The following is a 13319-nucleotide window of genomic DNA, read 5'->3' as shown; positions in this document are numbered from 1 at the left end:
CTACATGCGTATCAACCGCAACTAATCAAGCGGAGACGGACATGACAGGCAGCTTCGACCTTATCATCAAGAACGGCACCGTATATCTGCCTGGAGGACCGGTCGCTGCCGATATCGGCGTGATCGATGGCAAGATCGCCGCGATCGGTGCGTTTGCCGCCGATGCCGGCCAGGTGATCGACTGCACCGGGCTGCATGTGCTGCCGGGCGTAATCGACAGCCAGGTCCATTTCCGCGAACCGGGGCTCGAGCACAAGGAAGACCTCGAATCGGGCAGCCGTGCCGCCGTCCTGGGCGGGGTGACCGCGGTGTTCGAGATGCCCAACACCAAGCCCAACACCGATACCGCAGAGCGGGTCGCCGACAAGCTGGCGCGTGCGCATCACCGGATGTGGTGCGACCATGCGTTCTATGTCGGCGCGACCTGCGCCAACGCGCCCGAACTCGCCGAGCTCGAGCGCATTCCCGGCACCGCAGGCGTCAAGATCTTCATGGGGGCATCGACCGGCGACCTGCTGGTGGCCGATGATAATGCGCTCGCCCGCGTGCTCGCCAGCGGCAAGCGCCGCGTCGCGATCCACGCCGAGGACGAGTTCCGGATGAACGAGCGCGCCGACCTGCGCGTCACCGGCGATCCTTCGTCGCACCCTGTGTGGCGCGATGACGAAAGCGCGATGCTCGCGACGCGGCGCATCTTGAAGCTGGCACGCGAAGCTAGGCGCCGCATCCACATCCTGCACATCACGACGCCGGCCGAGCTTGAACTGATCGCGCAGCACAAGGACATCGCGACCTGTGAGGTCACGCCGCAGCACCTGACGCTGGCAGGCGAAGAGGCGTATCCCAGGCTGGGCACCTATGCGCAGATGAACCCGCCGATCCGCAGCGGCGCGCACCGCGATGGCCTCTGGCGCTGGCTGGCGCAGGGCGTGCCCGATGTCATCGGCTCCGACCACGCGCCGCACACCATCGAGGAAAAGTCGAAGACCTATCCCGACAGCCCCAGCGGCATGCCCGGGGTGCAGACTTTGCTGCCGTTGCTGCTCGACCACATGCACCACGGGCGGCTGTCGATGCAGCGGTTGATCGATCTGACCTCGGCGGGCGCGCAGCGCATCTTCGGGCTGGTCGGCAAGGGCCGGATCGCGGCGGGCTATGACGCCGATTTCACCATCGTCGACCTCAAGAAAAAGTGGACGGTGACGCAGGACTGGCTCGAATCGCGCTGCGGCTGGAGCCCGTTCAGCGGGATGGAGCTGACCGGCAAGCCGATCGGCACGATCATCCGAGGTCACCGGGTGATGTGGGAGGACACGCTGGTCGGCAGCGCGGTCGGCGAGCCGGTGCGCTTCGAGGCGACCGAGTTCTGACCTAACTTTTCGTCATTCCCGCGCACGCGGGAATCCCGCTTTTGCGGCGGCGTAGCGGAAGAAGCGGGACCCCCGCGTTCGCGGGGGTGACGATGATTGGGGCAGAGGGTTTTTCGTCCTCTGCCAACCCGGCGGCCATTACTCCACCCCGGTGCTCAGCCCCAGCTCGGGAATCCCCACCGATCGCCGACCGCCGAAATCGGCGCGCACCACGATCACGCCCTGCTTTTCCATGTAATCGATCAGCCGCTTGATCCGCCCCGGGGAGCTGGTGCCATACGCCCGGCCCAGCGCCGCGTCGTCGGGGCAGGGCTGCCCCTCCATCGCCGCGCGCGCGATCAATAGAAACGGCGCATACATGTCCTGCGGCAACCGCGCGGCGGCATCGATCGCGGGTGCCCAGGCGGGGTCGGCAGGATCGAACACCCCGCCGCGCGCCAGCGCCAGCCGCTGGCGAAAGCCTTCCAGATCGAGCGGCGCGCGCACCAGCCGCTGCATCCGGCAGCGCACCGAGAAATCCTGATACAGCAGCGCATCGGGCTGGGTGGAGGCGCTGGCTTCGGCGAGCATGTCGCGCAGCACCGCCACGATCACCGTCTCGGCATCGATCGCGTCGGCGGCATCCTCGGCCTCCTGGCGCGCGGCAAAGATCGCAGGCTGCGCAGCCATCGGTGCAGGCTCGATCGAGCTGATCAGTTCGTCCGCCGCGATCGGAACCGGGCGCATGGGCGGGGGCGGCGGCATGGCGTTGCCGTCATCGGCAAACAGCCGGTCGCGAAGATCTTCGGCTCCCGCCTCGGGCATCGGCAGCAGCGTATGGGTGCCCATGCGGGTCGCGGTCTGGGTCGCACCGATGCGGATCGCGACCGGGCGGCGCGAGATCGCCGGGCCCAGCCCCAGGAAGCAGCCGCGCGCCAGATCGCGGATACGCTCGGCCTGGCGGCGTTCCATCCCCAGCAGATCGGCGGCGCGCGCCATGTCGATGTCGAGAAAGGTCCGCCCCATCAGGAAGTTGCTGGCCTCCGCCGCGACGTTCTTGGCGAGCTTGGCCAGGCGCTGGGTCGCGATCGCGCCGGCAAGGCCGCGCTTGCGGCCGCGGCACATCAGGTTGGTCATCGCGCTGAGGCTGGCGCGGCGCACCGGGTCGGGCACGTCGCCGGCGACCGAAGGCGCGAACATCTGCGCCTCGTCGACCACCACCAGCGCCGGATACCAGTGCTCGCGCGGCGCATCGAACATCGCATTGAGGAATGCCGCCGCACAGGTCATCTGGGCTTCGAGTTCGAGCTGTTCGAGGTTGAGGATCACCGAGGCGCGGTGTTCGCGGATGCGCGCGCCGATGCGGGCGATCTCGCGCTCGTTATAGTCGCCAGCATCGATGACGATGTGCGAATAGGCATCGGCCAGGGTGACGAAATCGCCCTCGGGATCGATGATCACCTGCTGGACGAGACCTGCGCTCTCTTCGAGCAGCCTGCGCAGCAGATGCGACTTGCCCGACCCGGAATTGCCCTGGACCAGCAGCCGCGTCGCCAGCAGCTCTTCCATGTCGATGCAGACAGGCTGCCCTGTCTCATCCCGGCCAATGTCGATCGATGCGCCCACGGCTCAAGGCCCTATCGCCATGGCGGGGCAGTTGCAACCGCACCGGCAAGGCGGCTGGGGATAGCCGCATCGCATCGGCCATAAACGACAAAACCCCGCCGGTGAGGGCGGGGTTTTGCGTGAAACACGCGTGAACCGGCTGATTAGCCGTTCAGCTTGTCCTTCACCGCCTTTGCGGGGGTGAAGCCGAGCTTCTTGGATGCCTTGATGGTGATGGTCGCGCCGGTACCGGGGTTGCGGCCTTCGCGCTCCGGGGTCGACTTTACCTTGAACTTGCCAAAGCCGTTGATCGAGACTTCTTCGTCGGCAGCAGCCGCGTCGGCGATCGCGGCGAACACGCCATCAACCAGCTTGCGCGCATCGGCCTTGGTGAGGTTGTGGTCGGCGGCAATTTTCTCAGCAAGTTCAGCATTGTTCATCGGTGTAGTCCTTCTCGATTGGGATTCGGTTGCGGGTGTTTAGCGGCAGATTTCCCGCTCGTCACGGGGATTGCGCTGCATTGCTGCAAAAATGACAGAGATTGATCGGAAATGAGACCGAATGGCGACAGTGACCCCGTCAATGGCTTCGCGGACGTTCAACGGGGGATGGGATAGGGACGTCCAGGGATGGCGTTGAACTGGCGTCCGCCATTGGCCTCTGCGGTGTCGGGCGCTGCGAAAACCGGTGCGCCGCCGTCGATGCCGGGTTCGACAGGCCCGGGCGCGATCGGCCCGGAATCGAGAGGCGAGGTCTCGATCATCGGTGCGCCGAAGTCCACATCACCCGATTCTTCGGGAAACATCATCGCCGGGCGGGGCGCGGTGACGACCGGCGCGGCCACCACAGGCGGAGCCACGACCGGCGCGGTGGCAGCAGGCTCGGCTTTCGGCGCGACCGACGAGGCAAAAATGGCCGCGGCCAGCATGATCCCGCCCGATCCCAGCATGACCTCTTTCAGCATAAACCTGCCTGAACCCCCGGACCAGATTGTAAAACGGACCGCTCAATAGCACTGCCCGGTTAACAGTCCGTAGCGACTGGCGGGCGCAGACGAAAATGCCGCCGATGGCAGGGCCACCGGCGGCATGTCTTTCCTCCCCAGGAAAGCTCGGGCCCGGGCAAGGTCGGGCAAATGGGGCGGGTACGTCATGGACGATCACCTTACCCGCCCTGGAAGGGCGGGGCAGGCGGGTCATGGTAAGGGAGGGTGGCGGGATTGCCCGCTCACCCCCATCCTCTCCTGCTGTCGGTTCGGCCATCGCGTAGCTTGAGCCACTGCCTAGCGGCGGCGCGATCTGCGGGCATCACAAATTGACAGAAAAAGCGCGAAAGTGACGACCATTTCGCGCAGATGACTTGTCATCCTGTCACGAATATTACACGCTGCGGCATGGTCGAGTCCTCTCTGCATGCAGGCCCTGCGCTGCGCCGCCTTCGTCGCAACGCGGGGCTCACCCAGGCCGCGATGGCCGAGCGGCTGGATATTTCGCCCAGCTATCTCAATCTGCTCGAACGCAATTTGCGCCCGGTCAGCGCGCGGCTGATGCTGGCACTGGCCGAGCGGTTCGATGTCGATCCGCGCGATCTGACCGGTGATGAGCCTGGCGGTGGCCTGGGGCCGATGCGGCGGCGGCTTGCCGACCCCGCATTTGCCGACCTGGCGATTGAGCCGGGCGAGATCGAGGACTGGCTGGTCTCTTCCCCGGGCACCGCCGCAGCGTTCGCACGGCTGTTCGACCGGGTGCAGGGCATTGGGGGCGCAGGAACCGTGGCGGGCGCGGTCGATGATCCGGTGGCCAGGGTGCGCAGCGAGATCGAACGCTGGCGCAACCATTTTGCCGATCTGGACCACGCCGCCGAAGAGCTTGCCGATGCGCTGCGGCTGCAAAGCGGCGATCTGTATTCGGCGATTGCCGAGCGGCTGCGCACCAAGCACCAGCTCGCGATCCGCATCCTGCCCGAAAACGTGATGCCCGGCCGTCTGCGGCGGCTGGACCTGCACGCCCGCCAGCTGCAATTGTCGGAAATTCTCGACATGGCCTCGCGCACCTTCCAGGCGGCGTATCTGCTCGGCCAGCTCGAGCATCGCGCCGATGTCAACGCGCTGGTCGCAGGCGCGCAGTTCGGCGATCGCACCGCCGAGCGACTGTATCAGCGGCATATCTTCAGCTATTTCGCCGCCGCGCTGATGATGCCTTATGGCCGGTTTCTGCGCGCGTGCGAGCAATCGGGCTATGACATGCTGCTGCTCCAGCGGCGCTTCGGCGCGGGGTTCGAGCATGTCGCGCACCGGCTGACCACGCTGCAGCGCGTCGGCCAGCGTGGCCTCGGTTTCTTCATGGTGCGGATCGACCGGGCGGGGCAGGTGTCCAAGCGCTTTGGCGGGGCCAATCGCGCGCCGCTTGCCGATACCGAGGTTACCTGCCCGCTGTGGCATCTGCACCAGGCGTTTTCGCGACCCAGCCAGGTGCAGGTGCAACTGGTCGAGCTGGAAGATGGCAGCCGCTGGTTCACTCTGGCGCGCAGCGTGCAGGCGGCGGGCTATGGCGCAGGCGGCACCACCGCGCAGTTCGCCATCGGTCTTGGCGTATCGGTCGATCAGGCCGCCACGCTCAGCTATGCCCGCGGCATGGACCTGAGCGCTGCGGGAGCGACCCGCATCGGCCCGGGCTGCGCGATGTGCAAGCGCGCCGATTGCCCGCAACGCTCCAAGCCGCCCATCGGCATCCGGCTGAAATTCGACGATCGCGAACGCGGCATCACCCCGTTCGATTTCGTCACCGACTGATTCCTGCGACGGTATCAAGCGGAACCGGCGAACATCCGGCACGTATGCGGTCCACACACTTGTTGTTTGGGGATAAAATCATGACACCTACCGACCATACCGAAACCGTCGTCACCGAACAGCCAGCCGCGCAGGCGCCGGCCCAGACCCACACCACCGTCATCGAGCGTCGCTCGGGCGGCGGATCGGGAATGATGATGGCAATCGTGCTGCTGGTGCTGGTGGTCGGCGGGTTCTTCGCATGGCAGTTCATGCAGCAGGGCGAAGTGCGGACCAATGCGGTTGCAGGCGCCGCCAATCAGGTTGGCGAAGCAGCGCAGCAGGTCGGCGATGCCGCACAGGACGCCGCGCAGAAAATCGGCGAATAAAGCCGAAGTACCGCGTTTCACTGCAGGAAATTCTACCGGCCCCTTGTATCGCAAGGGGCCGGATTTGCGTCGGAAGGCGTAAAGTCTTTTGACACTTTGGCCTAAACTGTGGTGTCGAGGCCGGGCTGCGGCTGTAAAATTAACCGACACTTCACGACTGTCCGGTTATAGCGGCGGCCATGTTCAGGCTGTTCAAACATTACGTGCCGCATGCGGTGCTGCTGCTGGGGTTTTTCGACCTCGCATTGCTGGGGCTCGCGGCCGAACTGGGCTGGGTGTGGCGCGCGCACGAGATCGGCATGGAGATCGAGCCGCTGATGCAGCGGCCGATGCCGATTGTCACCTTTGCGCTGCTGGTCAATCTGGCGATGATCGCGGTCGGCGTCTATGGCCCCGATGCGCTGCAATCGTTGCGATTTGCCGCCGCGCGGCTGCTGGTCGCGATCTCGCTGGGCGTGATCTTCCTTTCGGTGACCTATTTCATCCTGCCGGGCACCACGCTGTGGCGATCGAACAGCCTCTACGCGATGGGCCTGTCCATCGTGTTCCTGATCGGCATCCGCATCCTGCTGAGCGGATTGCTGGGTACCACGGCGTTCAAACGCCGGCTGATGGTGCTGGGCGCCGGCAAACGGGCGCAACGGGTGCAGGTGCTTGCCGACCGGCCCGATGCAGGGTTCGTGCTGGTCGGGTTCGTCGCGATGAACGATGGCGCGCTGGTCGTCGAAGAGGCGATCAACCGCGATGCGATCAAGAATCTCGCCAAGCATGTCGAGAACCTCAACGTCACCGAGGTCGTTCTGGCGCTCGAGGAACGGCGCAACGCACTGCCGGTCAACGACCTGCTCAGGATCAAGACCACCGGCGTGCACGTCAACGATCTGTCGACCTTTCTCGAGCGCGAAACGGGCCGGGTCGATCTCGATACGGTCAACCCCAGCTGGCTGATCTTTTCGGACGGGTTTTCAGCCGGCCGCCGGATTTCGAGCATCGCCAAGCGATTGTTCGATCTCGTCGTCAGCTCGATCCTGCTGGCGCTCACCGCGCCGATCATTCTGCTCTTTGCCTTGCTGGTGAAGCTCGACAGCAAGGGGCCGGCCTTCTTCAAGCAGGAGCGCGTGGGCCTGTATGGCCAGCCGTTCGAGATCATCAAGCTGCGCTCGATGCGGATCGATGCCGAGGTCGATGGCGCGCAATGGGCGCAGAAGAACGACCCGCGCGTCACGCGGCTGGGCCGGTTCATCCGCAAGGTGCGGATCGACGAACTGCCGCAGGCGTGGAGCGTGCTCAAGGGCGACATGAGCTTCGTCGGTCCTCGCCCCGAGCGTCCCGAATTCGTCGCCAGCCTGGAAACCCAGATGCGCTATTACAACGAGCGGCACATGGTGAAGCCCGGCATCACCGGCTGGGCCCAGATCAATTATCCCTATGGCGCATCGGTCGAGGATTCGCGGCACAAGCTCGAATACGACCTGTATTACGCCAAGAACTACACGCCGTTTCTGGACCTGCTGATCATCCTGCAGACGTTGCGGGTGGTGCTGTGGCCGGACGGCGCGCGTTGACCCGATGGCTAACTGGCAGGACATAAGCCTCTGGAGCCATTGCGGCGCAGCGGCGCTGACCATGCTGGTTGCCGTATGGCTGGTACGGCGCTGGGCTGGCCTGCGCGATGCCCGCCCTTCGCTGGGCGATGCGGCCTTGCTGCTGGCCTTGCTTGCCACCAGCCTGTGGGCCTTTGCCGCCGCTACCCTGGGCGGCACGCATGCGATCACCGGGCTTGGCGAAACGATGCGCAACCTCGCGTGGCTTGCCTTTCTGTTCCAGATGGTCCGCTCCGCCCGCGCCCAGCCGCCCACGGTGACCGCTGTCTATATGGTGCTGGTGATGGTGCTCGTCGCGCAGCCGCTGGTCGATGTGTGGATGGCAGACGGTTACACCACGCCGCGCCTGGCCGAGCTGGGCTCCACCGTCACGATGCTGCTGCGGATGATCTTCGTCATCGGCGCGCTGGTTCTGGCCAACAATCTTTATTCCGTTGCCGATGCCGAAACCCGCACCAGCCTCCGCCTGCCGCTGACCGCGCTGGCGGCGATGTGGCTGTACGATCTCAACCTTTACACCGTGGGCTATCTGGCCCGTGCGCTGCCAGCCGATCTGGTGGCGCTGCGCGGCGTGATGATGATCCTGGCGGTGCCGTTCTTCGCGCTTGCGGCCAACCGTCCGGGCGGGTGGAAGCTGACCTTGTCGCGCAAGGTCGCCTACCGCTCGCTCTCGCTGTTCGCGATCCTGGGCTATCTGGTCACGATGATCGTGGTTGCGCAGATGTTGCGCGCGATGGGCAGCACCGTGGCATCGGGCGCGCAGGTGCTGCTGGTGCTCGGCATGTCGCTGGCCGCTTTGATCCTGCTGCCGTCCGATCGGTTCCGCGCCTGGTTCAAGGTCAAGGCGACCAAGCACTTCTTCCAGCACCGCTATGATTACCGCGCCGAATGGATCCGCTTTACCGAGACGATCGGGAGGCCGGGGGATGGCACCGCGCCGTTTCACGAACGCGTGATCAAGGCCGCAGCCGACATCAGCGACAGCCCTGCAGGTCTGTTGCTCGCGCCGAGCGATGGCGGGCGTATGCAACTGCAGGCACGGTTCAACTGGCCGACCGCAGACGTTCCCGCGCAGGCCTGTACGCCCGGCACGATCGGTTATTTCCAAGCGAGCGCGCGCATCGTCGAGCTCGACGCGCTGCGATCGGGCAAGGACACGCTTACCGACCGGCGCGCCATTCCCGATTGGGTGCTGGCCGAGAGCAACGCCTGGGCAATCGTTCCGTTGGTGCATTTCGACCGGCTCGCCGGGCTCGTCGTGCTGTCGCGCCCGCTGATCGAGCGGCGGCTTGATTGGGAGGATCTCGATCTGCTGCGGCTCGTCGGGCGCCAGTTGGCGAGCTATCTTGCCGAAGCCCGCAGCCAGGAAGCGCTGCGCGAGGCAGACCAGTTCGACGAGTTCAATCGCCGCATGGCGTTCGTGATGCACGACATCAAGAACCTGGTCAGCCAGCTCAGCCTGGTCGCGCGCAATGCCGAACGCCACGCCGACAACCCCGAGTTCCGTGCCGACATGATCGTGACGCTGCAGAATTCGGTCGGCAAGATGAACACACTGATCCGGCGGTTGACCGGCTATGCCCGATCGACCGGCGATGGCGTGCGCGCGATCGATGCCAACCGCATCGTGCGCGCCGTGATCGCGGACAAGGCGCAGAGCCATCCGGTGATCGCAAGCAGCGCGCCGCGCATGTCATTGATGGCCGATCCGGCGCAGCTCGAGCAGGTGCTGTGTCACCTGATCCAGAACGCGATCGATGCCAGCGGGCCGGACAGCCCGGTATATGTCAGCCTGTCGCGCGACGGGCTGAGCGGGGTCATCGAGATCGTCGACCATGGTGTTGGCATGTCCGCCGAATTCGTCCGTGCCAAGTTGTTCAAGCCGTTCATGTCGAGCAAGGCCGATGGCTTTGGTATCGGCGCATACGAGGCCCGGCTGCTGGTGGAAGCCATGCGGGGCCGGATCGAGGTTGAAAGCCGCGAAGGCGAGGGCAGCCGCTTTGCGGTCTATCTGCCGCTCGCCACCCGGATCGAAAATGACGAGGCCGGGCCGGAAGGTCTGCGCCTTGCTGCAGAGGTACAATGACAATGAACGATCTGACCCCGAACGCCGGCATGACCGGCAACAAGGGCCAGCCCAAGCTGCCGCGGCTGTTGATCGTCGAGGACGATGCCGGGCTCCAGCGCCAGCTCAAATGGGCGTTCGACGATTTCGAGGTGCTGTGTGCCAGCGACCGCGCGAGCGCGATCGACCTGCTGCGTTATGAAGAACCCGATGTCGTCACGCTCGATCTTGGCCTGCCGCCCGATCCCGATGGCGTCAGCGAGGGCTTTGCAACGCTTGCGGAAATCCTGCGATTGAAACCCGATACCAAGGTGATCATCGCATCGGGACATGGCGAACGGCAGAGCGCGCGCGATGCGATCGCGCAGGGTGCGTATGACTTCTACCCCAAGCCGGTGGAGATCGAGGATCTGGCGCTGATCGTCCGCCGCGCGCTCAACGTCCAGCAGATCGAACGCGAAAATGCGCGGCTCAATCTCAAGTCGGGCGACGATCACACCGTGCTGGGCGGGATGATCACCGCCGATGCGCAGATGGTGAAGGCCGCGCGCACGATCGAGCGGGTCGCCAACACCAACGTCTCGGTGATGCTGCTGGGCGCGAGCGGCACCGGCAAGGAGCTGTTCGCGCGCGGTCTGCACGAGAAGAGCAACCGCCGGAACCATGCTTTCGTCGCGATCAACTGTGCCGCTATCCCTGAAAACCTGCTCGAATCCGAGCTGTTCGGGCACGAGAAGGGCGCGTTTACTGGCGCGATCAAGACGACGATCGGCAAGATCGAGCAGGCCGAGGGCGGCACCTTGTTCCTTGACGAGGTCGGCGACATTCCGCTGCCGCTGCAGGTCAAGCTGCTGCGTTTCCTGCAGGAACGCGTGATCGAACGGGTCGGCGGGCGCAATGCGATTGCGGTCGATACCCGCGTGGTGTGCGCGACGCACCAGAATCTGGAAAAGATGATCGCCGAGGAGCGCTTTCGCGAAGACCTTTTCTACCGGCTGGCCGAGATCGTCGTCACCATTCCCTCGCTCGCCGAGCGCCCCGGCGATGCCGGGCTGCTCGCCAAGCACTTTCTGGGCAAATTCGCCGCCGAGATGAACCCTGCGGTCAAGGGCTTTGCCCCCGATGCGCTCAAGATGCTCGACGCCTGGCACTGGCCGGGCAATGTGCGCGAGCTTGAAAACCGGGTGAAGCGCGCGGTGATCATGGCCGAGGGCAGGCTGGTGCGCGCAGAGGATCTCGACCTCGAGCGCGCCGAGCCCGAGACGGCGGAGTTTCTCAATCTCAAGGCGGTGCGCGAACTCGCCGACCGCAAGGCGATCCGCCACGCATTGGCGCGAACCGAGGGCAACATCTCGGGCGCGGCCAAGCTGCTCGGCATCAGCCGGCCGACCTTGTACGATCTGCTCAGGCAGTATGACATCCAGAGCTGACTTTCGGCGCGGGTTCGCCCTTCGCCTGGTGCTGGCGATTGTCGCCTGCGCGTTGGTGCTGGGCGGGCCTGTCATGCCATTGCTGGCCGAAGACCTGGGCGCCGCGCGTCAGGCGATGGCACGCGCCGAAGAATATCGCGCGCGCGGCGATGCCCGCGCCGCGCGGATCGAACTGATGAACGCCATCAAGGCCGCGCCGCGCCTGCCTGCCGCCCGCATCGCGCAGGCGCGGGTGTTCCTGGCATTGTTCGATGCCACGGGGGCAGAGGCCGAACTGACCCGCGCGCTGGAACTGGGCGCAGACCGGACGGTGGTGCGCGCCGCGATGGCCGAGGCGCTGCTGCTGCAGGGCAAGGCCGATGCCGCACTCACCTGGCTGGGCGAGGGGCAAGTCCCCGCGAGCGATGCAGGCTATGCCGCGCGCACCTTGGGACGCGCGCATCTGGCGCTGGGCAACATGGATGCCGCGCGCGCCGGGTTCGACCGCGCACTGCGTTTCGCGCCCGATGACAGCCTGTTGTGGACCGACATCGCGCGTTTCCGCATTGCCTCGGGCGATCAGGCGGGCGGGGTCGATGCCGCCGATCATGCGGTCAAACTCGACGCCGGCAACGTCCGCGCGCTGCAGCTTCGCGGCGAGCTGGTGCGCAGCCAATATGGCCTTGCGGCATCGCTGCCGTGGTTCGAGCGTGCGCTTGCCATCGATCCCAACGATGTCAGCGTGCTCGGCGAATATGCAGCCACGCTGGGCGACATGGGCCGGATGCGCGACATGCTCGCCGCTGCGCGCCAGATCGTGGCGCTGCAGCCAGACAATCCGCGCGGGTATTTTCTCCAGGCGGTGCTGGCGGCCCGTGCGGGCAAGTACAGCCTGGCGCGCAATCTGATCCAAAAGGCCGGTGGTGCGCTCGATCGCGTGCCTGCGGTGATGCAGGTCGAAGGCGTGGTCGAATTCCAGCTGGGCAATTATCGGCAGGCGATCGACCGGTTCGAAAAGCTCGCCGATGCGCAGCCGCACAACCGCCGCGCATCGGAACTGCTGGCGCGCGCGCTCTATGCCGAAGGCGAGCACGAGACGCTGCTCGCGCGTTTCCGACCGGTCGCCGATCAGGGCGGCACCAGCGCCTATCTGCTGACTTTGGTCGCGCGCTCGCTCGAAGCGATCGGCGAGGGCGCGCAGGCGATAGACTATCTCGCGCGGGCCGCCGAGCCGGACACCGCGCCGATGGTCCGGCTGACGCAAGCCGATGAACCCTGGATGCTCGCCGAAGCCGCCCGCGCCGCGCCGCGCGATGCGCGCGCGGTGATCCCCTATGTCCGGATGCTGGTGGCGAACGGCGATTTTGCCCAGGCCACCCAGTTCGCCGAACCTTTGGCCGCAACCAATCCCGGCGTGCCCGATGCGCAGATGCTGCTCGGCGATGTCCGCTTTGCCGCAGGCGATGCCGCAGGCGCGCTGCCTTTGTATCGCCGCGCCGCCGAGATCCGGCTCTCCGAGCCCGTCGTTCGCCGTCTTTCGCTCGCCTTGCGCGAAACCGGCAACGCCGATGAGGCGGACGCGCTGCTGGTGCGGTTCGTCGGCTATAGCCCTGCCAACACCGGCGGCCTCAGGCTGCTCGCCAACGCCTATATCGATCGCGGCAACTGGTCGGGGGCGATTCTGACGTTGAGCGCGCTCCACGCCAGGCTGGGCAACAACCAGCCGCTGCTGCTTGCCGATCTTGCGTTCGCCCGGCTGCGCTTTGGCGATGCGGCAGCCGCAGCGCACGATGCGCGGCTGGCCTATCACGTCCAGCCCGCCAACACGCTCGCCACGCATATGCGCGGGCTCACGCTGACAGCAGAAGGCAGCCGCGCAATGGTTGCGGTGGAGATGCTGGAGAAAGCGCAGGCCAAAGACCCGCGCAATCCGTGGCTGCGCTATCACCTTGCGCAGGCCTATGCCGAGGCAGGCAAGACCGCGCAGGCGGTGCGCGCGCTCAAGGCATCCCTGGCGCTGGGCGCCTTTCCCGAAAGCGCAGAGGCCGCAGCGTTGCTGCGCGCGCTCCAGAACAGCTGACGGCTGCCAATTATTTTGCCTGACCGGCTGCCGATTTGGGCTAAGGGA

The 13319-nt window shown here is 65.7% G+C and carries 10 protein-coding genes; 7 read left to right on the top strand and 3 right to left on the bottom strand.

What is annotated here, in order from left to right; genetic code table 11:
- The first annotated feature begins 41 nt into the window (after window positions 1–41).
- The gene (locus ACK4R0_RS08525; RefSeq protein WP_409673094.1) at window positions 42–1370 is read left to right on the top strand and encodes a dihydroorotase; all 1329 of its coding nucleotides are present in this window, start codon (window positions 42–44) and stop codon (window positions 1368–1370) included.
- A gap of 138 nt (window positions 1371–1508) precedes the next feature.
- Here ACK4R0_RS08525 and ACK4R0_RS08520 read toward each other — a convergent pair whose 3' ends face one another.
- The 3 genes from ACK4R0_RS08520 to ACK4R0_RS08510 all read right to left on the bottom strand — a co-directional run bounded on the left by ACK4R0_RS08520 (window position 1509) and on the right by ACK4R0_RS08510 (window position 3918).
- Complete coding sequence (locus tag ACK4R0_RS08520; protein WP_409673091.1) at window positions 1509–2975, bottom strand: helicase HerA domain-containing protein; 1467 nt, start codon at window positions 2973–2975, stop codon at window positions 1509–1511.
- Between the two features lie 143 nt (window positions 2976–3118).
- The gene (locus tag ACK4R0_RS08515) at window positions 3119–3394 is read right to left on the bottom strand and encodes an HU family DNA-binding protein (protein WP_409673089.1); all 276 of its coding nucleotides are present in this window, start codon (window positions 3392–3394) and stop codon (window positions 3119–3121) included.
- 158 nt (window positions 3395–3552) lie between these two features.
- Entirely contained in the window at window positions 3553–3918 is a 366-nt protein-coding gene (locus ACK4R0_RS08510; RefSeq protein ID WP_409673086.1) for a hypothetical protein, read from the bottom strand.
- Window positions 3919–4347: 429 nt separating this feature from the next.
- Here ACK4R0_RS08510 and ACK4R0_RS08505 point away from each other — a divergent pair, with 429 nt between their 5' ends.
- From ACK4R0_RS08505 to ACK4R0_RS08480, 6 genes are all read left to right on the top strand, one after another.
- Entirely contained in the window at window positions 4348–5745 is a 1398-nt protein-coding gene (locus ACK4R0_RS08505; protein ID WP_409673083.1) for a short-chain fatty acyl-CoA regulator family protein, read from the top strand.
- A gap of 80 nt (window positions 5746–5825) precedes the next feature.
- Entirely contained in the window at window positions 5826–6113 is a 288-nt protein-coding gene (locus ACK4R0_RS08500) for a hypothetical protein (RefSeq protein WP_409673080.1), read from the top strand.
- A gap of 179 nt (window positions 6114–6292) precedes the next feature.
- Complete coding sequence (locus ACK4R0_RS08495) at window positions 6293–7678, top strand: TIGR03013 family XrtA/PEP-CTERM system glycosyltransferase (protein WP_409673077.1); 1386 nt, start codon at window positions 6293–6295, stop codon at window positions 7676–7678.
- A 4-nt stretch (window positions 7679–7682) separates the two neighbouring features.
- The gene (gene prsK / locus ACK4R0_RS08490) at window positions 7683–9803 is read left to right on the top strand and encodes an XrtA/PEP-CTERM system histidine kinase PrsK (RefSeq protein ID WP_409673074.1); all 2121 of its coding nucleotides are present in this window, start codon (window positions 7683–7685) and stop codon (window positions 9801–9803) included.
- 2 nt (window positions 9804–9805) lie between these two features.
- Window positions 9806–11212 (top strand): PEP-CTERM-box response regulator transcription factor, encoded by a 1407-nt coding sequence (gene prsR / locus ACK4R0_RS08485; RefSeq protein WP_409673071.1) that lies wholly within the window; start codon window positions 9806–9808, stop codon window positions 11210–11212.
- Entirely contained in the window at window positions 11196–13271 is a 2076-nt protein-coding gene (locus tag ACK4R0_RS08480; protein ID WP_409673068.1) for a tetratricopeptide repeat protein, read from the top strand. The genes prsR and ACK4R0_RS08480 overlap by 17 nt, the downstream gene beginning before the upstream one ends.
- The last annotated feature ends 48 nt before the right edge of the window (window positions 13272–13319 follow it).

This window comes from Blastomonas sp. (assembly GCF_046294995.1).
Lineage (GTDB): Bacteria > Pseudomonadota > Alphaproteobacteria > Sphingomonadales > Sphingomonadaceae > Blastomonas.
Note: the sequence above shows the minus strand (reverse complement) of the source record. Positions and strands in the feature narration are given on the sequence as shown.